This is a genomic window from Marinobacter koreensis (genome assembly GCF_023156285.1).
Classification (GTDB): Bacteria; Pseudomonadota; Gammaproteobacteria; order Pseudomonadales; family Oleiphilaceae; genus Marinobacter; species Marinobacter koreensis.
The window spans coordinates 47,614-66,713 of sequence record NZ_JAKZAJ010000007.1 but is presented as its reverse complement, the minus strand read 5'-3'; the positions used below and the strand labels follow the sequence as shown (position 1 = coordinate 66,713).

Below are 19,100 nucleotides of genomic sequence, written 5' to 3'. Positions count from 1 at the left end.
ATGATCGGACCTCAGACTCTCTGAACGATCCGGCATCGCGAACATGAAACAGGCCCGCGCAGCGGGATAACTTACGGAGCATGCACAATGTCCAAGACGATTGATTTGATCAAAGAACACGAAGTCAAATGGGTTGACCTGCGCTTCACCGACAGCCGCGGTAAAGAACAGCACGTCACCCTGCCCGCGACCGAAGTCGACGAAGATTTCTTCACCGAAGGTAAGATGTTCGACGGCTCCTCCATCGCTGGCTGGAAGGGCATCAACGAATCCGACATGATCCTGATGCCGGACGACCAAACTTCCGTCCTGGATCCGTTCACCGAAGAAACCACCGTCAACATCACCTGCGATATCGTGGAACCGTCCACCATGCAGGGCTATGAGCGCGATCCCCGCTCCGTTGCCAAGCGTGCTGAAGAGTATCTGAAGTCCACCGGCATGGCGGATGGCGCCCTGTTCGGTCCGGAGCCGGAATTCTTCGTATTTGATTCCGTCAAGTGGAAGACCGACATGCAGGGTTCCATGTACGAAATCTACTCCGAAGAAGCCGCGTGGGTTTCCGGCGAAGACTTCGACCGTAACAACATCGGTCACCGCCCGGGCGTAAAAGGCGGCTACTTCCCGGTTCCGCCGGTTGACAGCCTGCACGACCTGCGTGGCGCCATGTGTGCCGCCATGGAGTCCATGGGCCTGGAAATCGAGGTTCACCACCACGAAGTAGGTACTGCCGGCCAGTGTGAAATCGGCGTTGGTGCCAACACCCTGACCCGCAAGGCCGACGAAGTTCAGATCCTGAAGTACTGCATCCACAACGTGGCTCACGCCTACGGCAAGACCGCCACCTTCATGCCCAAGCCGGTTGTTGGTGATAACGGTTCCGGCATGCACGTTCACATGTCCCTGAACAAGGACGGCAAGAACCTGTTCGCCGGTGACGGCTATGCCGGCCTGAGCGAAATGGCGCTGTACTACATTGGCGGTATCATCAAGCACGCCAAGACCATCAACGCCTTCACCAACAGCTCCACCAACAGCTACAAGCGTCTGGTTCCGGGCTTCGAAGCACCGGTCATGCTGGCCTACTCCGCCCGTAACCGCTCCGCGTCAATCCGTATTCCGTACGTGAGCAGCCCGAAAGCACGTCGTATCGAGGTTCGTTTCCCGGATCCGTCCGCGAACCCGTACCTCGCATTCGCGGCATTGATGATGGCTGGCCTCGACGGCATTCAGAACAAGATCCACCCGGGCGATGCCATGGACAAGGATCTGTACGATCTGCCGAAGGAAGAAGCACTGAACATTCCGACCGTCGCCGAGACATTCCAGGAAGCCCTGGACTGCCTGGAAAACGACCACGAGTTCCTGACCCGTGGCGGCGTGTTCACCGAGGACATGATCGCTGGTTATATCGATCTGAAGCGTGCCGAGGTTGAGCGTCTGAACATGACCACTCATCCGGTCGAGTTCGATCTGTACTACTCCTGCTAATCCGGCACCTGCCGATTATCGGAGACCCCCGAAAGCCCCGCACCATGCGGGGCTTTTTTGTGCACAACCGCACACTCTCCCGCTCTTAACGATATGTAACGAATATCGCCGGGAACCGGCGTTGAAAACCCGACAAAGGCCGTTGATAATCAACCGGAAACAATATGACAGGTTGCACTTATGAACGCGATGCACGGAATAGCTGCGGCAATGTTGCTGGTGACTCTGACCACGCCGGCTCTTGGCGAAGTCTACAGGCATGTCGATGCCCAGGGTAACGTCACCTTCTCGGACGAGCCCATGGACGGAGGCGAAGCGATCAAGGTCAAGCCTGTCACCACGGTTACCCTGCCAAAGCCACAAACCGTGGAGGAGACCGACAAGCTTCGTGAGGAAGTGAAACGGGAAGGCGCCCTCTACGATTCCGTATCCATCGCCTCGCCCCGGGATGGACAGGCCTTCAACAGCGGCAGCGGAGACGTCCGGTTCGAAGTCACCAGCAATCCGGAACTCCAGTCGGGACACAAGTACGAGGTCACTCTGGATGGCCAGCCCGTTGGTCAGTCAACCTCCAGCTCCATCGTCGTCAACAACGTCTATCGCGGAACCCACGAAGCCCGGGTCTACATCATCGATGACAAAGGTGTGCAGGTAAAAGCCGGCTCACCCATCAGTTTCACGGTACACCGCCCCTCCGTTCTGAACTGATCCGCCGCCCCATCGTGGTGCATTCGCACCAGAAAGCAGCCATACTCTGATCAGCAAGAGGGCGAAAGCCCAGCGCTGTATCGGTTGGCCATCCCGCGTTGCACCAGTAAACGGCATGCCACAGAGCCGTTTGGGGCTCCTGCCCGGCTGTCGCCCACCGCCGTACCGATAATGGTGCAAGATGGTTCGCTTTTTGCAGCTTACCTCCCGTCACTTTCTGAACGACTCAACAGGATGGGTTCATGGCCGCATTACCCGCCACCGTCAACGGTTATAAAAGCATTCTCGACAGCCTGACTACGGCGGTCCTGGTGCTTCAGGACAACCTGAAAATCCAGTACCTGAATCCAGCCGCGGAAAGTCTTTTCGAAACCAGCATGACCCGCAGCCAGGGCCAACCGTTTGCAGACAGCCTGGTGGACTCCGAGGATGCCCTGAAGACCCTTTACGCTGCCTTGGAAAACGGCCAGTCCTACACCCGCAGGGAAGCCGAGTTCCTGCTCCCCAGCGGTGCACGACTCACCGTCGACTACTCAGTCACCCCCATCTCGCTGGACCCCACAGAGTTGTTGATTGAAATCCAGCCACGGGATCGCCTCCTGCGGATCAGCCGGGAAGAAGACATTATTTCCCAGCAGGAAACCACACGCATCCTCGTCCGGGGCATGGCTCACGAGATCAAGAACCCGCTCGGAGGAATACGTGGCGCAGCTCAGCTTCTGGACCGGGAACTCAACGACGAGGAGCAAAGGGAATATACCCGGGTGATCATTGATGAGGCGGATCGCCTCAGAAGCCTCGTCGATCGGATGCTTGGACCGCACAAGGCACTGCAGCTGGCCCCCACCAACGTCCACGAAGTTCTGGAGCGGGTACGAACGCTGCTGGAGGCGGAAAGTAAAGGTCGTGTGACCTTCTGCAGGGATTACGATCCCAGTCTGCCTGAACTGATCGGAGACAAGGAACAACTCATTCAGGCCTTTCTGAACATTGCCCGTAATGCCATGGAAGCGGCGTTCGAGAACCAGATCGACCAGACGAACAGCCAGCCTCCAACCATCACATTCCGGACTCGGGCCTTGCGACAGTTCACCATCGGCCACCGCCGATATCGCCTGGTATGTCGGGTGGACATCATCGACAACGGCCCCGGCATTCCACCCGACCTGCTGCAGAACATTTTCTATCCAATGATCAGCGGACGCGCCAGCGGAACCGGTCTCGGGCTGTCCATCACCCAGAGCATCATCGGACAGCACCATGGACTGGTCGAGTGTGAAAGCGAACCCGGACAAACCGACTTCATCATCTTCCTGCCCCTGGAGGAAAACTCATGAGCCAACCGGCAAACGTCTGGATCATAGACGACGATAAAAGTATTCGCTGGGTGCTGGAGCGCGCCCTCAGCCAGGCCGGTATGAATCCCCGCGTCTTCGACAGCGGCGACAGTATCATGACCCGACTGGAGCACGAACGGCCGGATGCCGTTATCAGTGACATCCGCATGCCGGGCGTGGACGGAATCACCCTGCTGTCACGCATTGTCGAAGGCTACCCCGACGTGCCCGTCATCATCATGACCGCCCATTCTGATCTTGAGAGTGCGGTGACCAGTTATCAGACCGGTGCGTTCGAGTATCTGCCCAAGCCCTTCGACGTGGACGATGCCGTTGCCCTGGTCAAACGCGCGGTCGCCCACGCCCACGAAAAGCGGGCCACGTCGGAACCTCCGGCCGAGAGCAATCAGCGCAACACGGAGATCATCGGTGAGGCGCCGGCCATGCAGGAGGTCTTCCGGGCGATCGGACGACTCTCACACTCCAACATCACGGTTCTGATCAACGGCGAAAGCGGGACCGGCAAGGAACTGGTCGCCCAGGCCCTGCACAATCACAGCCCCAGGGCCAAGCACCCGTTTATTGCGCTGAATATGGCGGCCATTCCCAAAGACCTGATCGAGTCCGAGCTGTTCGGTCATGAAAAGGGCGCCTTCACCGGGGCCGGGGCCGCGCGCCAGGGCCGTTTCGAGCAGGCTAATGGCGGCACGCTGTTCCTTGATGAAATCGGCGATATGCCAGCCGATACGCAGACCCGCCTGCTTCGGGTCCTCGCCGATGGCGAGTTTTACCGGGTGGGAGGAACCACGCCCATCAAGGTGGATGTCCGCATCATCGCCGCCACTCACCAGGATCTCGAGAAACTGGTCCAGGCCGGGAGCTTCCGGGAAGACCTTTTCCATCGCCTGAACGTCATCCGCGTACACCTGCCCAAGCTGGCCGAACGCCGGGAGGACATTCCACGGCTGATGCAGCACTTTCTCAAGCGGGCGGCCAAGGAACTCTCGGTTGAGCCCAAGATTCTCCGGCCGGAAGCGGAAGAATACCTGACCACACTGCCCTGGCCCGGAAACGTCCGCCAGCTGGAGAATACCTGCCGGTGGTTGACCGTCATGGCCAGTGGCCGCGAGATTCACATCGACGACCTGCCCCCAGAACTGCTGCACCAGGCCGAGTCAGAAATGGCGGCAACCGGGCTGACCTGGCAGGAAGGCCTGCGCAATTGGGCGGAGCAAGAGCTCAAACGGGGCAAAAAGGGCATCCTGGACACAGCGGTGCCGGAGTTCGAACGGATCATGATCGAAACCGCCCTTCGCCACACCGGGGGCCGCAGGCGGGATGCCTCCATCCTGCTCGGTTGGGGGCGCAATACCCTGACCCGCAAAATCAATGAACTGGGACTGGACCACCCCGAAAACGACGACGATTAACGAACCGCATGGTTCGTAAGCGGTTTGGCGGGGCCCTGGCCTCGCCTTTTTTATTGCTCCTGCCAGTAGATCACGCGGTCATGTCCCCGATAGACCCCGAACGTTGCCAATGCCGACGGGTCCTCGAGTGTGCCATCGCCATCCTGATCAAACTCCAGCCAGTCCGCCACATTCCAGACCAGGGAATCGGTGCCTTGTGTGCCATCCGGCACCAGGGTCAGCGGGCCTCCCTGCCCGGCACTCAGGGTGCCACTGGCCGCATCCAGTGAATGATAATTTTCGGTATCGGTGATGTCCGTGGTCGACCAGGCGGTGCAACTGTCTGCCGTGTTGGTGACAAAGCCCGAGCCATTCCAGTACTCCACTCGGAACGGCATCGGAAGCGCGGACAGGGTTTCCGGGCCATAGGCGTTTTCCAGGAAAAGGCGGCCGTAGCGGATGTCGAAGCCTGCGCCTGGGGTAAAACTGTAGGGCGTTGCACTTGCAGACACACCGTCGGAATCCGTCATGTCCGAAATCTGGAATGCAATATCCGGAACAAATGGCGATATCCTCTGCCCGACAGATTTATCGAATGCCATCTGATCTGCCATGGAGAACTGATAAGACATCAGTCCCGGCTGCACTACAGCCAGATTACCTATCGTGGGTGTGCTGGTCAGGGGCATCAATGATCCGGACGTATCAACTGCCGTCGAATCAGTGCTCGGGAAAACACGATCGACATCACTGGCAACCAGTTTTCTGAATCCCGGGGCGGTATAATTCAATGTTGGCACCCCCTGAACCGACACCGGCTCGATGCTCAAGGACGCGGGGACCTTCCAGCCAAACGGCTCGCCGGTATAGGTAAAGGGAGAACCGCCGGCGGTACACTCGGCCTGTAATTCGCCGGGATCTGTAGTCACCTCGAAACGGTCCGGATAGAAGCGACCAATCGGCGCACTGGTGCCCCCGGGAACCGTTCGTCCCAGATAACTTCCAGAAGCCGGTGTTGCCAGGAACCGGAATACGCCGACTTCGGAAACCCGAGTGGCCACCGTTTGCGTTGCCGTCGATGATGCACCATGTGAATAGGTGGCTGGCACAACCGTTCCCGGAGCCCCGCCAGACGGCGCTACCAGGTTGGCGGCTAACGGGATATCCGAAAGCGTGAAATTCGGCGTAGACGGATTGCCCTGGCAAAGATCGGTATCGCCACTGCCCTCCCAACCGACGGCCTGAATGTTCAGGTCAAAGGACTCCCCGGCTTTCCGGAACGTCGGGCAGGTTGAGTCGCCGGCCAGACATTCTCCTGCCGACCGGACGCACAGGCCGGCCGGAATGCTGACAAAACCGTCGGCACCGGGCATCTCCAGACCACTGTCGCCAGTTGCCGTGGACCCGAGGTAACGCGCATTCAGGTTCATCCGCCCCGCATCCGGATACATCACATCAATCTGTGCGACGCCACCAACACCGAAGTCCAGGTCCAGCGTTGTAGCAGCGGTCTGGCTTCCACCGATCGCCGTACCATTCACCGACAATGGACGGCTAGCCGGACGCCCTGTGGCACCGGGGTCGACGTAGGTGGACCAGAAGGAAACGGGCTTACGCACGTTCTCGAATGCCGGCACACAGGCATCCGTCTGGTTGTCCCGCCGGACAGCCCGGACCTGTATCGCGTTTTCCGGCTTGTGCGAGGTGAGGTCCGGCACATCAAAAGCCAAACCGGAATCATAGAATGGCAAAGTGCAGTTGCTACTCGAAAGTCCCCCGTTTCCGTTATCGCACAAAGTGACGGACTGAGGCCGGGTAGAGGGTTGCGAGCCCACAACGTTGAGCGAAACATTTCCAGCGGTGGTGTGCTGCAGTGACGCCAAGCCCGTTCCTCCGGTAATCGACAAGACATTGCCCCCGGACCACCCACTGCTCGGTGCCAGCGTCGCAGCCACCGGATCGGTGAACAGCTGGTCACAGGCCGCATTGGCACAGGCCCGCACGGTAACAGTCTCCGGCTGGCAGGTTAACGCGACGCCATCGTGAACAATTTCGAAGTGGTCGACCTGCTGACCGACCGGGTTCAGCTTCAGGGCGCACAACTGAACATTGTCCAGCTCATGGATGTTATTGGAGCCACCCGTCGATCCAGTCAGCGACAGCAACAGGTTTTCCGGAATGGCACTCTGGGAAGAAACCGCTCCAAGATCAATTCGCACCAGTTCGGAGAAATTATTGCCGGTTCCGCTGGTGTCCCTCTCGACGGTAGCAATGGGCCCGACACCAGCTCTGGAGTCCACGGTAATGCGGTAGCGGTGGGGACTGAACTGCCCCGTTGCGTCCACGCCGGGATTGAGCCGTCCAGAGTCGGCCAGATACTGATAACTAGGCGCAGAGCCTCTCAACGTAACTGCGTCTGGCACCGCGCCTTTTCGATTGCCTCCGGACCTTCCTTCACTTTCATTTGCAAAGTTTCCGAACTCATCAAGACCAACGCCAAGCCAGCCGCCCGCAAACCCACTGTCACCATTGTTTCTCTGAGCGTAACCAAGCGACCCACCGTAACTGCCGGGCTGAGGTGTGATCAGCGCATCCGACAAAACCACTGCGACACCATCTGCCCCGCTGCCACCGTATGCGTAATAGTCGAATTCCAGAACAATGAGGTTATCTGCACCAGGGATCTCGCGCTGTAAAGTGGCGGCCGTGGCCTGGTTACTGGCAGCTTCGGTCATTCTTAGCCGGCCATTGCTCGTAACGCCGGGCACAAAGTTTCCACGCGAAACGGAAGTCACCCAATCACTAGTACTTAAACCCCCAGCAGAAAAATCATCATCAAAACAAGTCAGGGCATTCGGATCCCGAACTTCAACGACAATGGAGTCAGACTGATCCGTTTGCCAACCGGAAAAACAAAGGCCAAACCGGTAGTTGCGACAGTATTCGGAAATATACTCCACCTTATATGAGCCAGGGGAAGCAAACGTTGTTTGCCGACCCAAAGAGGGTACGGTGCACGGACTTGAACCAAATATTTGACTTTCAGCTTGCCCACCGACCACCCAAGTGTCTCTCCAAGCACCACCGTATCCATTAATGTTCGAACAATTTGTAGCGCGAACTACAAAATCAACGGTATCACCAACATTTACTGTTACAGGACCCGCTACATCCCCGTTGGCTGACAAAACAACTGTTCCGAATGCTGTTTGTGTGAGCAGCCCCAGAAGAATGAAGCAGGAGAGCAACAACCTCATCGTACCCGTACCTCCACAACTCGACGGGCAGCCTCTTGCCCCATCCCGCAGCGACCTTCACTGAGGATGGTATAAAGCCTGTCGCCACCATTTCCATTCACGGCAGTGGCATCCTCCTGTGAACACTGGAGCCGGGCCTCACATCCGGAAAGCGCCTGTTTGGTAAAGGCTATAGTCCAGCTCGAGCCGCTCGCAGGACAGACGCGGCCCTCGTATAACACATCCGTCACACCCACCTGAGCGCCACTCTCAGCGGCAAAAAATGCCCGCTGGGACTGGATCTGGAGACTCAGCGATTCGCCGGACTGCTGCTGCAACTGGGCCATACCGAAGACCAGCAGCGACAGCACCGTGATAACAAATATCGCAATCGGCAAACCCGCACCATTCTGATACTTACCGGGAGATCTAGGGTACATTCCGGATCTGGACCTCCTGCCGTGTGGTGGTGGTTTCGTCACTACCGGTATCGAAATCCTTGAGGGTAAGCGCAAATTCGACAACGGCCGCTCTCTGATAGGTTGGCGGGGTAAACCGGAAATCGACTGGCCCTGAAAGGTTTGCCGACATCACTTCCCGCACACCGCCTGTCGGGGGCGATGGTTGAGAAGTTGCGCGTCCATATCCCGAATACCGGTAAAGCATACGTCCGTTCTGGCACACACTGACCGGGCTTCCGATGACATACAAACGGCGCACCGGGGACTGCTGACGAAACCGATGGGCACTGCTGAGGGTGATTGTTCCACCGGCTATACCGGCAATGGGCGTCGAGACCGGACCCGGATTGGCTGTTCCGTACAGCTCCGACGTTGTCGCACCATAGCCATAGATCAGAGCCCGGTTTCCCACCGCAGGCACCTGGCTGAAAGGCACGATGTCGATCTTGTCGAACCCCGGCCCCTGCGGCCGGTGAATGTAGTTGGTCGCCGCCAGCACTGGTAGCCACTCCAGGCACTGGCCACTGACCCGTATAGACAATGGAAAGGCTTCCCGCAACTGGCGTGAAAGCTGTTCGCTGATGACCACGCCCTGCAGTGCCCGTTGCTGCCGGGCACTAACATCCAGGGCACCCCGGGTGGACAGCGATACGAACTGGACCGAGATGGTGGCCACGATGGCGAGGATGACAATCACCATGACCAGTTCCACGAGCGTGAATCCCCTGGCGCGACGCATCAGAAATTGGCCCTGTAGAACGTAAAGGCGTACGTTGCATTGCCTGGATCCCGAATCGTGATATCGATCCGTTTGGCGTCGGCTGCGGGCAGACCAACCTCGCTACCGGCGCACTGTACGCTGACACTGACCTGAAACCCGCTGTACGAGGTCGGATCCAGAGCCGCTCCTGATGCATCACGGGGAGGATCGTTCGATATCGCATCGTAATCGTCCACGTCATCGTAGGAGGCGCGACCGGCTTCTTCCGTGTTGATACTGCACCCGGAATGCCGGGGGACTCCACCCGGCGGGGTATTTTCATCATACTTCCGCGACAGAATTTCATCCGCATAAAGCTGGGCCAGTGCCACCGCTCGGGTCTGGTTGAGCGGATCGGCGCTGCGACCGCTGATCAGGGCAAAGGCACCCACCACACCGGCCACAGCTACACTGATAATCACAATGGTGATGACCAGCTCCACCAGGGTCGCGCCGCGCTGCAATGCCTTCACTGACAGGCCCCCTGATACACGGCGCCCAGAGAACTGATGCAGGTTTGGAAGGTACTCTCACCGGTAAAGGTCAGAGCCACATCCGATCCGGACGCGAGCGCCCCCAATGACGTGAAGTTCAGGGTAAGAGGCAGTGATGCCCCGTTCAAAGAGGTACCGTTTCGATTGATTGAAAAGGTTCGAGATATGGAGGTGCCGCTGCCGACCGTAAACCGGAACTCATCGGATGTCTGATCGATCGTCAGACTCCCGGCGGGATTGCCTGCCAACGCTGCCTGCTGGGCAAGCAGCGTGGCGGAGGCAAGTTGCTGGGTAGCAACCAGAGGAGAGAAGGCGGAGCGGCTGGTGAATAGTCCAACACCAACCGCTGAAATAACGCCGATCAGAACGAGTACCATTACCAGCTCGACCAGAGTGAAACCGGACGAGCAAGGGGCATCTCGAATCATCATCCGCTCTCCCACTTCATTCAAATACCGCCCAAGCTATGCTTATATATGAGAAACCCTAGAGAACTCTGAGGGATATCCCCCAACAAACTTATTTGGTGCTAAACCGGAGCAGTATTTTTCGCTACGTTACGGACATCCTTTAGTGGCGCCTCCAAACTTAGGAGCGCCAGTTGCGGCGGAGGGTGACTGATAGGTCACGGTGCATGTGGAATCCTTGTCAATGGTGACCGTAAGGGTCTCACCTGCACCACTTGTGCCACCATCGCTTAGTGCAGTGTCAATTTGTGCAGCAGCAATGATTCCACTATCCGTCGCATCAGGATAGCCGTAAATCATGTCTACATCGGCTCCATCCAGAGCAGCCGTTTCGATAGTAGACGCAGACGTATTACAGGCGTTATCAGCAAGACACTTCGAATGTGCAATTGAAGAAGCAGATTTCATCGCACCGAGAATACCAGCTCTCGTTGCGCTCTTTGCATCAGTTCCCAGATCCGCAAACCTCGGCAACGCAAACGCCGCCAGAATGCCCAGAATTACAATCACCATGACCAGTTCGATCAGGGTGAAACCTTTTTCATTGCGCGCAGGAATTGCGTTCATCATTTTCATGGCTCTACTCCACGTTTTGCTTGGTTGATCAGTTAATGGTTGTGGTTACTTCACCGGTGTCGGCGTCATAGACGATGGTGCTGCCCTGGCCGTCCGGCTGGTAGGTGTAAACACAGTCAGGGCCCTGCCCCGCATCACCATCCGGCTGGACGCTGACTGCATAGTCGGGCGAGGCACTCGTTCCCGTGATTGTCGGCGCATTGGCCTGCAACAAACCCTGCCAGACTTCCTGACAACGAGTCACGGTCATATTGGTATCAATGGCACCGCCGGTGGCCGTGGGCCAACCGTCGCCGCTCACATCGATATTGTCGTTGCCAAACCCCTGAACGTTGGTGGTGGCTGCGGTAAACCCGTTCGAAACCCACTGGGTCTTGGCCAGGGCCACGCCGGCGGACAAGGCGCCTGCCGTCGCCCGAATACTGGACTGGTGGGCCTGTTCGGACAACTGAGCAAACCGTGGCAGAGCAAATGCCGCCAGAATGCCCAGTATGGCGATCACCACCACCAGTTCGATCAGGGTAAAACCCTGGCCGCGATTCAGTCTTGTCTGGCTTTTCATAGTAATGCGTTCCTTCTTTTTGTGTGGGGCCCTACATCAATTCTCTGTCACCGGTTCCAACATCAACCCGGTCGTTCTCTCTGATTCGTCCTGACGACCATCGCCGTTCCGGTCCGAAAACTGTGTCGTCACCATCCAGCCCAGCGTCGCGCCTGGCTCGGCCACCCGCTGGCCGATCTGGATTCGGTGTTCCGGCCGGTATAACAATCGGCCAGTCTTCGCGGTATCGCCTTTCACTTCCGGAGAAGGCCGAAAACACCATTTCCCTCTCGCTGGACCATCGTCCGTGCAGGCGCCTTCGAACGAATTCCAGTTCTGCTGCACCAACCCCACCGGGTTGATGCCTACGTAGCTTTCGAAACGAGCGCCCCGGTCCAGCATGATTTCTGCGCCCTTGACCACCAGGGCCGCCCTGAGCTGACTGAGCACAAGCCCGACACTCTGCCGCTCTACCTTGCTGGCCTGGCGTTCCAGTGCTCCCACCAAAAACCACCCGAGCACCGCCAGTATTACCAGCACCAGAGCCAGCCGAAATCGCCGGCTATTTGCGAGCTCACTGCTTCCCGTCAGCCTCGACACTGGCAATGGCTACCTCCCCAGCGCTGCGGCTCCCAGGTCCCAGATCGGCAGAAATACACCCAACGCCAGAATCAACACCAGTATGCCCATGGCTACGATCAGAATCGGCTCAATGGATTCGGCCAGGCGCTTCAGACCGAAATCGACGTCCTCGTCGTAGAAATCCGCTACATTGTTCAGCATTTCATCCACGGAACCGGTTTCCTCACCCACGGCGATCATCTGCAGGATCAGCGGCGGGAACATGCCACTCTGACGAGCCGTACGGAGCAGGCTTTCACCCCGCTCGATTCCGAATCGCATGTCCCGGATGTGGGTCGCAATCCACGCATTGTCGGTGGCGTCGGCCACCACGCTCAGGGCATGGGTCACCGGCATGCCAGCCGCCAGCATGGTCGCGAAATTACGGGCAAACCGGCTCAGGGTAATCAGTTCCAGGAGGTTACCAATCACCGGCAAACGCAACTTGTATCGATCCCAGGTCAAACGCCCCTGCTCTGTCTGCTTCCACTGCTGCACCAGCATTCCAAGCGCCACTCCTGCGAACAGGACGACGTACCAGTAGCCGAGCAGAAAATTGGAGGTCGCAACCAGTATCTGGGTGAGGAACGGCAGATCGGCACCCAGTTTGTTGAAAACCGCCGCAAATTTCGGGATCACCAGGAAGTTCACCACCATCAGCGCAGCCAGCAGGGCGACCATCACAAAGGTGGGATACCGCATGGCCTGTTTCAACCGTCGCTTGGTGTCCCGCTCGAGCTCCAGAATCTCCGAAAGTCGCTTGAACGCTTCATCCAGCCTGCCCGTGTTTTCGCCGACGTGGATCATGGCCACAAACAGATCAGAAAACACGCGGGGATGGGCCTGCATGGCGGTCGCCATGGTGGTACCGCCTTCCAACCGGGTAGTGACGTCCTCAAGAACCTTGGCCAGCACCGGTGACCGGGAGGTTTCCGCCAGCCCCCGCATGGTCCGGATCAGAGGAATCCCGGCGCGGGTCAGTGCATACATCTGACGACAGAAAACGATCAACTCATCGAGAGTCACATTCTGGCGGAACACGCCCATAGTCTGGATTCGGTCTGTTACCGAGACACGCGGCTGATGTTCGCGGATAGTCAGTGGTGTAATGCCCCGGCGCATCAATTCGGAGGCGGCGGCATCCACATTCGGCGCCGACAGCTCCCCCTGCTGGACACTGCCGGAAGCATCTTTCCCCCGATACCGGAAATCCATCAGGAAGAACCTCCCAGCGGACTATCGGGCATGGGAATCTCATCCTCGGGCGAGAACTCCCCTTCCGATGTCGCCGCCACCCGCGCCACTTCTTCCAGCGTCGTTACACCGCGTAATGCATAATCCATGGCACACCGGCCCAATGGCCTGTACCACGGACTGTTTCTGGCGGCCCGAGTGAAGCCGGATACGTCGCTGCGCCGCAGCGCGTCGAGCATGAATTCATTCATTTCCAGTAATTCGTAAACGCCCACCCGGCCCTTGTAACCGGTGTTGCTGCACTGATAGCAACCGCGCCCCTGGACAAAGCCGGCCTCAAGATCCAGCGGATCCAGGTCATAAGTTTCCAGCCAGACCCGTTCCTGATCCGTCGGCTCATAAGGAGACGAGCAGTTCTCACAAACCCGTCTGACGAGACGCTGCGCCACCACCCCCAACAGCGAACTGGCCACGAGGAAGGGCTCCGCGCCCATATCAATCAGGCGCATGGCGCTGCTGATTGAGTCGTTTGTGTGCAGGGTCGACAGGACAAGGTGACCGGTCATGGCCGCTCGCAAGCCGATCTCCACGGTTTCCCGGTCCCGCATTTCCCCCACCAGGATAACGTCCGGATCCTGTCGCAGTGCGGCTCGCAGCACGTTGGCAAATTCAAGACCGATTCTGGGATTGACCTGAACCTGGGTGATCCGTGGCAGGCGATACTCCACCGGGTCCTCGGCAGTGATCACCTTCACCTCAGGTCGGTTCAGTTCGGTGAGTGCACCGTAGAGGGTCGTGGTTTTACCGCTACCCGTCGGGCCCGTTACCAGGATCATGCCGTGGGGTTTGCGGATCATCCGGCGGAAACGGTCCAGGACATCCTCGGGCATGCCCGTGCTGTCCAGATTCAGAATGCCCTGACTCTGGTCGAGCAGACGCATGACCACCGATTCGCCGAACTGAACGGGCATGGTGGATACCCGCACATCAATGCTGCGGCCTTTGACGCGCACATTGAAGCGCCCGTCCTGGGGTAACCGCTTCTCGGAAATATTCAGGCCGGCCATGAGTTTCAAACGAAGAACGAGAGCAGCATTGACCCGTTTTTCCTTCATCACCTGTTCCTGGAGCACGCCATCCACCCGTTGGCGAATCCGGACGACGGACTCGTCCGGCTCGATATGGATATCCGAACTCCGCGCCTGCACGGCGTCCTCAAACAGCGTTTTCAGCAGCTTGACGACCGGCGCATCCTCGCTCTCCGACTCGGCTGACAAATCCGCGAGGTCGAAGGCGTCGTCGCCCAGTTCGTCTTCCAGCTCCTCCGCCAGGGAGGCAATCTCTTCGGTTCGACGGTAGACGAGATCCAGCGTGTTGAGCAGTTCGCTTTCCCGGACGACGGCCTGTTTGATGGGCTGCTTGAGCACCCGGACAAGTTCATCGTAGGCAAAGATGTCCAGTGGATCCGCCATGCCTACCAGCAGTTCGCCATGCTGTTCCGCCAGCACGATGGCCCGGAACCGACGTGCCATCGCCTCGGGAAGCTTTTTCACCAGCTCATTGTTGAACTGATAGTGACGCAATTGCACAAAGGGCACGTCGAGCTGGCGCGACAGAATGTTCAACAGACTGTCTTCGTCGACATAGCCGAGATCGATCAGCGTGCGCCCCAGTTTGCGCCCGGTATCTTTCTGCTCCCGCAGTGCCGTCATCAACTGGTCTTCGGTGATGACCTCATTCTGAACCAGCAGGTCACCAATGCGGATCTTCTTTTTCGGTTCGGTCGTCATCATCCAGCCTGCAAGGTTTTCAGACGTTTGCGTACATAATCAACAAGCGCCGGCGACAGCCCCGGCAGCGACGCTGCCTCGGCGTAGGCCCGCGTTGCGCTGTCCAGCTGGCCCTGAGACTCCAGGGCAATGCCAAGCCCCACCCACCAGGCCGGACGACTGTCATCGGAGGCCAGCAGTCGGGTCCACTGCTCCGCGGCCGCCTGGTTCTCTCCGGCCTGCTGCAACAGCGTGGCCAGTGTGACCAGGTACTCCGGATGGTTTTGCACCGGCGGAATATCATTACGCAACGTGGACAGGGCCGCCTCCAGATTTCCGCCGGCAAGCAATGCCCTGGCACGCAACACCCGAAGGTTCGGGTTCCCAGCCCCTGCATCCTCGGGCAACCAGTCCAGTGCTTTCTGGTAATCGCCCGACACGAGGAATCCCCGGGCGAGCGCCTCGCGGCTCTGCGGTGCCTGTTGTTGCTGCAGCAGGGAACGCAACCTTGCTTCGGCTTCGTCGGTCCGGCCAGACTGCAACAGTTCACCAATATCCCGGCTCAACTGCCGATCACGAAACTCCGGCGTCTCACGCACTCGTTTTACCGGCGGCGATGGCGGTTTGCTCTCCGTTGCCGCTTCGGAGGTTTCCGGCTTGTCGCTCGTCGGAACCGAAACGGTTGCTGCTTTTTCTACCGCCTGCGGATCGGATGCGACACCTGATGAGGCTTCAGGCCGGTCACCCGACACGGATTCGACATTATCCCTGACCGGATTACTCGGAGGCTTACTCCCTGACGTGGGTTCCGGATGCGTTTCTGCAGGGGGCTCGGCGACGGACTTCTGCTCGGTGGCTACCGGCGGGGCTTCCTTGTGCCCCGTCGCAAGGGATGAGGAAGCCTCCGCCGGCGGCATCACGGCAACGGACTCCTGCGTCTTTGAGGGAGAATCAGGCCACAGGTACCAGCCTCCCAACCCCGCGGCGATGACACCAAGGAGTGCGGCAAGAAGCGGGAATTGGCGCGATCGTGTTCCGGGGGCAGACGGTTGCCCCGTATAGGCACCCGATTGACCAGTGCGCTTCTGGCGCTGTTCCGCCGCCCGAAGGGCATCGTTCAGCAGACTCATAGCCACCTCCCGATCAGCCCGGGACGGATCGCGCTGTCGGTGTCCCGGATCGCACTCAACACATGAACTCGCCCGACCTGTCGGGCGCCCTGCCCCCAGGCCGCAAGCAGTCCCTTGTGCGCCAGGATATTGACCAGCCGGGGAATCCCTCCGGAGGAGCGGGCAATGAGCTTCAGGGCGCCGGGCGCAAACAGTTCACCGCCGTTATATCCGGCCTGGGCAAGCCGGTGGCGAAGATACTGGGCAACCGAGGCGCGATCCAGTGGCTTCAGGTGATACTGAAAGGTGATTCGCTGACGCAGCTGGCGCAGACTGTCCTTGCCGAGCAGCTGATCCAGTTCAGGCTGACCAAACAGCACGACCTGGAGCAGTTTCGTGCTCTCGGTTTCGAGGTTGGTCAGCAGTCTTAACGCCTCGATGGTGGGTTCCGGCATGGCCTGGGCTTCGTCAATCACCAGCACAACCGGCTGCTGGTCCATCGCCAGGTCGATCAGGCGCTGGTTAAGCGCCTTGAGCACCTGATGGGTGTTGGCACAGCCGGATATATCGACACCGAGCTCTTCCGCCACCGCCTCGTAAAGGGTATCCGCCGACAGGTGAGGATTGGGTATGTAGGCCGTACAGGCAATATCATCCAGCTCGTTAAGTAACAGTCGACACAGCAGGGTTTTTCCCGTGCCCACCTCGCCGGTGATCTTGATAAAACCCTCCCTTTCCCGGAGTGCCACCAGCAGGAGTTCCAGCGCATCAGCATGGCTGGGTGACCGCAGAAAGTAGCGGGTATTGGGCGTCAATGCGAACGGTGCTTCCTGCAGTCCGAAGTGGGTCTCGTACATATTACCGTGGCGCGCGCTCCGGTTCGGGCTTGACCGACTGGGAAGATTGCAGGAGTTCCCGCAACACCTTCATCCGTTGGTGGCTCGACGAGATATCCGAAGCCATGGTGCCCCTGCCGGCAACCACCGGCCGGAGCAGAATCACCAGCTCGCTCTTGCGTGAGTCAAACTTGCGCTGTTTGAACAGCTCACCCACCAGCGGAATATCGCTGAAAAACGGAACCGCGGAATTGTTGTCTTCACTGGTATTCTGAATCAGGCCACCGATCACGACAATCTGCCCGCTGTCAGCCCGAACGACGCTGTCCGTTTCCCGAACCGTGCTCTTCGCCAGCGGCAGCGTGACATCCCGATCACCCACCGTAATCACCTTTTCCTGATCGCTGACCTCACTGACGGACGGGTGAACGTGCAGCGTGATGGCCCCGTCATCCGCGATCTGGGGTGTTACATCCAGGGAAATACCCGAGAAAAATGGCGTCAGCTCAACCGAGGTGGTCGTACTGTCTGACCCGGTCAGGTTGGTGTTGTCCTTGTTGAAGTCAATATCGGTGACAAAGAACTCATCCGTACCAACCTTGATCACCGCTTTCTGGTTATTCACCGTGGAGACCCTCGGGCTGGACAGAATCTGAACATTGCCCTGGCTTCCAAGGAGCTGGATCAACGCTGAAAAGCTGCCCTCACGGAAAGAGGCGGAGAACAGGCCGCCAATATCCGAGGTGCTGATGGTCTGGCCAGCCAGGGATTGAGCGGTGAAGTCAGCGGGAAGGCCGTCGCTTGCGGTAATGGACGATGCGCGCTGCAGATCCGACCAGTTGATGCCCTGCTGATAGCCTTCATTGAGGGCCACTTCCAGAATCTTGGCTTCCAGCACCACCTGCCGCTGCATGATCAATTCCGTGCGCCGGAGATAATCCTCTACCAGCTTCAGGGTATCAGAGCGTCCCCGAACCATAACCAGGCCCGCACCGGCATTCACAATCACCTGATCGCCGGCCTCCGAATCAACCATCATATTCAGGGTGGCCTGCAGGTCATTCCAGAAATCCGACTCGGTTTTTGTGGAAATGGTGGTACCCACCAGGTTCCGGTCCTCGTTACCCGTGTTTGAGTTAGTGGTTCCATTGTTAGTACCCGACGAGCGTGACCCCGTCACCTGACCGGAACTGACCCGGGTTTCCGAACCACCCTTGCGCTTGAAATCGAGGTAATCGATCGAGAAGATGCGGGTCTGGAGCCTGTCGGCCTTGACCCGATAGAGGCGCCCATTGCGCTCGATATCGAGATTGTAGAGATCCGAGACGATGTCCATGACTTCCGGTACGGTGACATCGTGAAGGCGAAGGTCGATCGGCATCGACAGCCCCGGCTCTACCACCACGTTGAATCGGGTGCCGGCCACCAGAGATTCGAAGAAACTGCGGGCTTCCACCGCACGGGCGTTAACATCGAACCGGTCATCACGCGAGCCAGCCGGTTGCAGGGGCGGCAGCAGAGCCGCACTGACATCGGCCGGCAGGCTGTGCTGCGCCGTCTGCTTCGAGGCATCGGCCTGCTGGTTCTGACCAGCAGCATCAGCTTTGTCCAGGGTCTTAACAATCTCGTCGGCTGCATCGGTCGACGTGGCGGTGGACGTTCGCATGAGAGGATTGTTGCTGCACGCGGACAGTGCCAGCCCGACCATACAGGCCAGTGCCGGTCGGCAGATCTTTCTCATGATGCTTCTGGTTGCCTCCGTATTGTTCATCGACTCACCCGCACACCCGGCAACGGCTCAAGCCTTAGCACGCGTTTGTGCCCACGGTCGAGGACCTCAACCCGATCAGAATGAATGGCTTTCACGCGCACCCCGTTCACGGTCTCACCTTCGCGCATTGGGCGACCGTCAATCACGGCCACTCGCCGACCCTCGCCGTACACAATGGAATCCAGCGACAGCGTCCTGAGTGGCGCAGGGTTCGCTGTCGGTTCCCCAGCGTGCGGCGGACGCGTGGGGTCCTGCACCGCATTGGCCTGTCCCCAGACAAGCAAAAACACGATCAATCCAAAGCTACGGGCGATGTTCAT

18 protein-coding genes are annotated in these 19,100 nt (G+C 58.7%); 4 read left to right on the top strand and 14 right to left on the bottom strand.

Annotated elements, in window-relative coordinates; genetic code table 11:
- The first annotated feature begins 87 nt into the window (after positions 1-87).
- The 4 genes from glnA (at position 88) to ntrC (ending at position 4,966) form a co-directional block, all read left to right on the top strand.
- Entirely contained in the window at positions 88-1,491 is a 1,404-nt protein-coding gene (glnA, locus tag MLD04_RS17085) for a glutamate--ammonia ligase (protein WP_248160617.1), read from the top strand.
- A gap of 180 nt (positions 1,492-1,671) precedes the next feature.
- Positions 1,672-2,199, top strand: coding sequence for a DUF4124 domain-containing protein (locus MLD04_RS17080; RefSeq protein ID WP_248160616.1), 528 nt, complete (start codon positions 1,672-1,674; stop codon positions 2,197-2,199).
- Positions 2,200-2,441: 242 nt separating this feature from the next.
- The gene (gene glnL, locus MLD04_RS17075; protein ID WP_248160615.1) at positions 2,442-3,536 is read left to right on the top strand and encodes a nitrogen regulation protein NR(II); all 1,095 of its coding nucleotides are present in this window, start codon (positions 2,442-2,444) and stop codon (positions 3,534-3,536) included.
- Complete coding sequence (gene ntrC / locus MLD04_RS17070; protein ID WP_248160614.1) at positions 3,533-4,966, top strand: nitrogen regulation protein NR(I); 1,434 nt, start codon at positions 3,533-3,535, stop codon at positions 4,964-4,966. Before glnL ends, ntrC begins: the two co-directional genes overlap by 4 nt.
- 50 nt (positions 4,967-5,016) lie before the next feature.
- On the opposite strand, the gene MLD04_RS17065 is transcribed toward ntrC, so the two are convergent.
- From MLD04_RS17065 to MLD04_RS17000, 14 genes are all read right to left on the bottom strand, one after another.
- Positions 5,017-7,713, bottom strand: coding sequence for a DUF6701 domain-containing protein (locus MLD04_RS17065; protein WP_248160613.1), 2,697 nt, complete (start codon positions 7,711-7,713; stop codon positions 5,017-5,019).
- Positions 7,714-8,198: 485 nt separating this feature from the next.
- Positions 8,199-8,621, bottom strand: coding sequence for a hypothetical protein (locus MLD04_RS17060; RefSeq protein WP_248160612.1), 423 nt, complete (start codon positions 8,619-8,621; stop codon positions 8,199-8,201).
- A complete protein-coding gene (locus MLD04_RS17055) occupies positions 8,611-9,381 on the bottom strand; it encodes a PulJ/GspJ family protein (RefSeq protein ID WP_248160611.1) in 771 nt (256 codons plus the stop codon). Before MLD04_RS17055 ends, MLD04_RS17060 begins: the two co-directional genes overlap by 11 nt.
- Positions 9,381-9,875 carry a prepilin-type N-terminal cleavage/methylation domain-containing protein gene (locus MLD04_RS17050; RefSeq protein WP_248160610.1) on the bottom strand — a complete coding sequence of 165 codons (495 nt, stop codon included), beginning with the start codon at positions 9,873-9,875 and terminating at the stop codon, positions 9,381-9,383. The genes MLD04_RS17055 and MLD04_RS17050 overlap by 1 nt, the downstream gene beginning before the upstream one ends.
- On the bottom strand, positions 9,872-10,327 hold the full coding sequence (locus MLD04_RS17045; RefSeq protein WP_248160609.1) for a prepilin-type N-terminal cleavage/methylation domain-containing protein: 456 nt from the start codon (positions 10,325-10,327) through the stop codon (positions 9,872-9,874). The genes MLD04_RS17050 and MLD04_RS17045 overlap by 4 nt, the downstream gene beginning before the upstream one ends.
- A gap of 126 nt (positions 10,328-10,453) precedes the next feature.
- The gene (locus tag MLD04_RS17690) at positions 10,454-10,939 is read right to left on the bottom strand and encodes a type II secretion system protein (RefSeq protein WP_282451998.1); all 486 of its coding nucleotides are present in this window, start codon (positions 10,937-10,939) and stop codon (positions 10,454-10,456) included.
- Between the two features lie 28 nt (positions 10,940-10,967).
- Positions 10,968-11,501: a type II secretion system protein gene (locus tag MLD04_RS17035; RefSeq protein ID WP_248160608.1), complete on the bottom strand. Its 534-nt coding sequence runs from the start codon at positions 11,499-11,501 to the stop codon at positions 10,968-10,970.
- Positions 11,502-11,537: 36 nt separating this feature from the next.
- The gene (locus MLD04_RS17030; RefSeq protein ID WP_248160607.1) at positions 11,538-12,080 is read right to left on the bottom strand and encodes a hypothetical protein; all 543 of its coding nucleotides are present in this window, start codon (positions 12,078-12,080) and stop codon (positions 11,538-11,540) included.
- A 9-nt stretch (positions 12,081-12,089) separates the two neighbouring features.
- The gene (locus MLD04_RS17025) at positions 12,090-13,316 is read right to left on the bottom strand and encodes a type II secretion system F family protein (protein WP_282451997.1); all 1,227 of its coding nucleotides are present in this window, start codon (positions 13,314-13,316) and stop codon (positions 12,090-12,092) included.
- A complete protein-coding gene (locus MLD04_RS17020) occupies positions 13,316-15,085 on the bottom strand; it encodes a GspE/PulE family protein (protein ID WP_248160704.1) in 1,770 nt (589 codons plus the stop codon). Before MLD04_RS17020 ends, MLD04_RS17025 begins: the two co-directional genes overlap by 1 nt.
- Positions 15,085-16,194 (bottom strand): tetratricopeptide repeat protein, encoded by a 1,110-nt coding sequence (locus tag MLD04_RS17015; RefSeq protein WP_248160606.1) that lies wholly within the window; start codon positions 16,192-16,194, stop codon positions 15,085-15,087. Before MLD04_RS17015 ends, MLD04_RS17020 begins: the two co-directional genes overlap by 1 nt.
- Positions 16,191-17,030, bottom strand: a complete 840-nt coding sequence (locus MLD04_RS17010) for an ExeA family protein (RefSeq protein ID WP_248160605.1) — start codon at positions 17,028-17,030, stop codon at positions 16,191-16,193. Before MLD04_RS17010 ends, MLD04_RS17015 begins: the two co-directional genes overlap by 4 nt.
- Before the next feature lies 1 nt (position 17,031).
- Positions 17,032-18,750 carry a pilus (MSHA type) biogenesis protein MshL gene (gene mshL / locus MLD04_RS17005; protein WP_248160604.1) on the bottom strand — a complete coding sequence of 573 codons (1,719 nt, stop codon included), beginning with the start codon at positions 18,748-18,750 and terminating at the stop codon, positions 17,032-17,034.
- Positions 18,751-18,776: 26 nt separating this feature from the next.
- Positions 18,777-19,100 carry a hypothetical protein gene (locus MLD04_RS17000; RefSeq protein WP_248160603.1) on the bottom strand — a complete coding sequence of 108 codons (324 nt, stop codon included), beginning with the start codon at positions 19,098-19,100 and terminating at the stop codon, positions 18,777-18,779.

Excerpts from the sequence above, each read along its gene's own strand:
- glnA (WP_248160617.1), top strand. The coding sequence starts at position 88 with ATGTCCAAGACGATTGATTTGATCAAAGAACACGAAGTCAAATGGGTT.
- MLD04_RS17080 (WP_248160616.1), top strand. The coding sequence starts at position 1,672 with ATGAACGCGATGCACGGAATAGCTGCGGCAATGTTGCTGGTGACTCTG.
- glnL (WP_248160615.1), top strand. The coding sequence starts at position 2,442 with ATGGCCGCATTACCCGCCACCGTCAACGGTTATAAAAGCATTCTCGAC.
- ntrC (WP_248160614.1), top strand. The coding sequence starts at position 3,533 with ATGAGCCAACCGGCAAACGTCTGGATCATAGACGACGATAAAAGTATT.
- MLD04_RS17060 (WP_248160612.1), bottom strand. The coding sequence starts at position 8,621 with ATGTACCCTAGATCTCCCGGTAAGTATCAGAATGGTGCGGGTTTGCCG.
- MLD04_RS17055 (WP_248160611.1), bottom strand. The coding sequence starts at position 9,381 with ATGCGTCGCGCCAGGGGATTCACGCTCGTGGAACTGGTCATGGTGATT.
- MLD04_RS17045 (WP_248160609.1), bottom strand. The coding sequence starts at position 10,327 with ATGATGATTCGAGATGCCCCTTGCTCGTCCGGTTTCACTCTGGTCGAG.
- MLD04_RS17690 (WP_282451998.1), bottom strand. The coding sequence starts at position 10,939 with ATGAAAATGATGAACGCAATTCCTGCGCGCAATGAAAAAGGTTTCACC.
- MLD04_RS17035 (WP_248160608.1), bottom strand. The coding sequence starts at position 11,501 with ATGAAAAGCCAGACAAGACTGAATCGCGGCCAGGGTTTTACCCTGATC.
- MLD04_RS17025 (WP_282451997.1), bottom strand. The coding sequence starts at position 13,316 with ATGGATTTCCGGTATCGGGGGAAAGATGCTTCCGGCAGTGTCCAGCAG.
- MLD04_RS17020 (WP_248160704.1), bottom strand. The coding sequence starts at position 15,085 with ATGACGACCGAACCGAAAAAGAAGATCCGCATTGGTGACCTGCTGGTT.
- MLD04_RS17015 (WP_248160606.1), bottom strand. The coding sequence starts at position 16,194 with ATGAGTCTGCTGAACGATGCCCTTCGGGCGGCGGAACAGCGCCAGAAG.
- MLD04_RS17010 (WP_248160605.1), bottom strand. The coding sequence starts at position 17,030 with ATGTACGAGACCCACTTCGGACTGCAGGAAGCACCGTTCGCATTGACG.
- mshL (WP_248160604.1), bottom strand. The coding sequence starts at position 18,750 with ATGAGAAAGATCTGCCGACCGGCACTGGCCTGTATGGTCGGGCTGGCA.
- MLD04_RS17000 (WP_248160603.1), bottom strand. The coding sequence starts at position 19,100 with ATGAACATCGCCCGTAGCTTTGGATTGATCGTGTTTTTGCTTGTCTGG.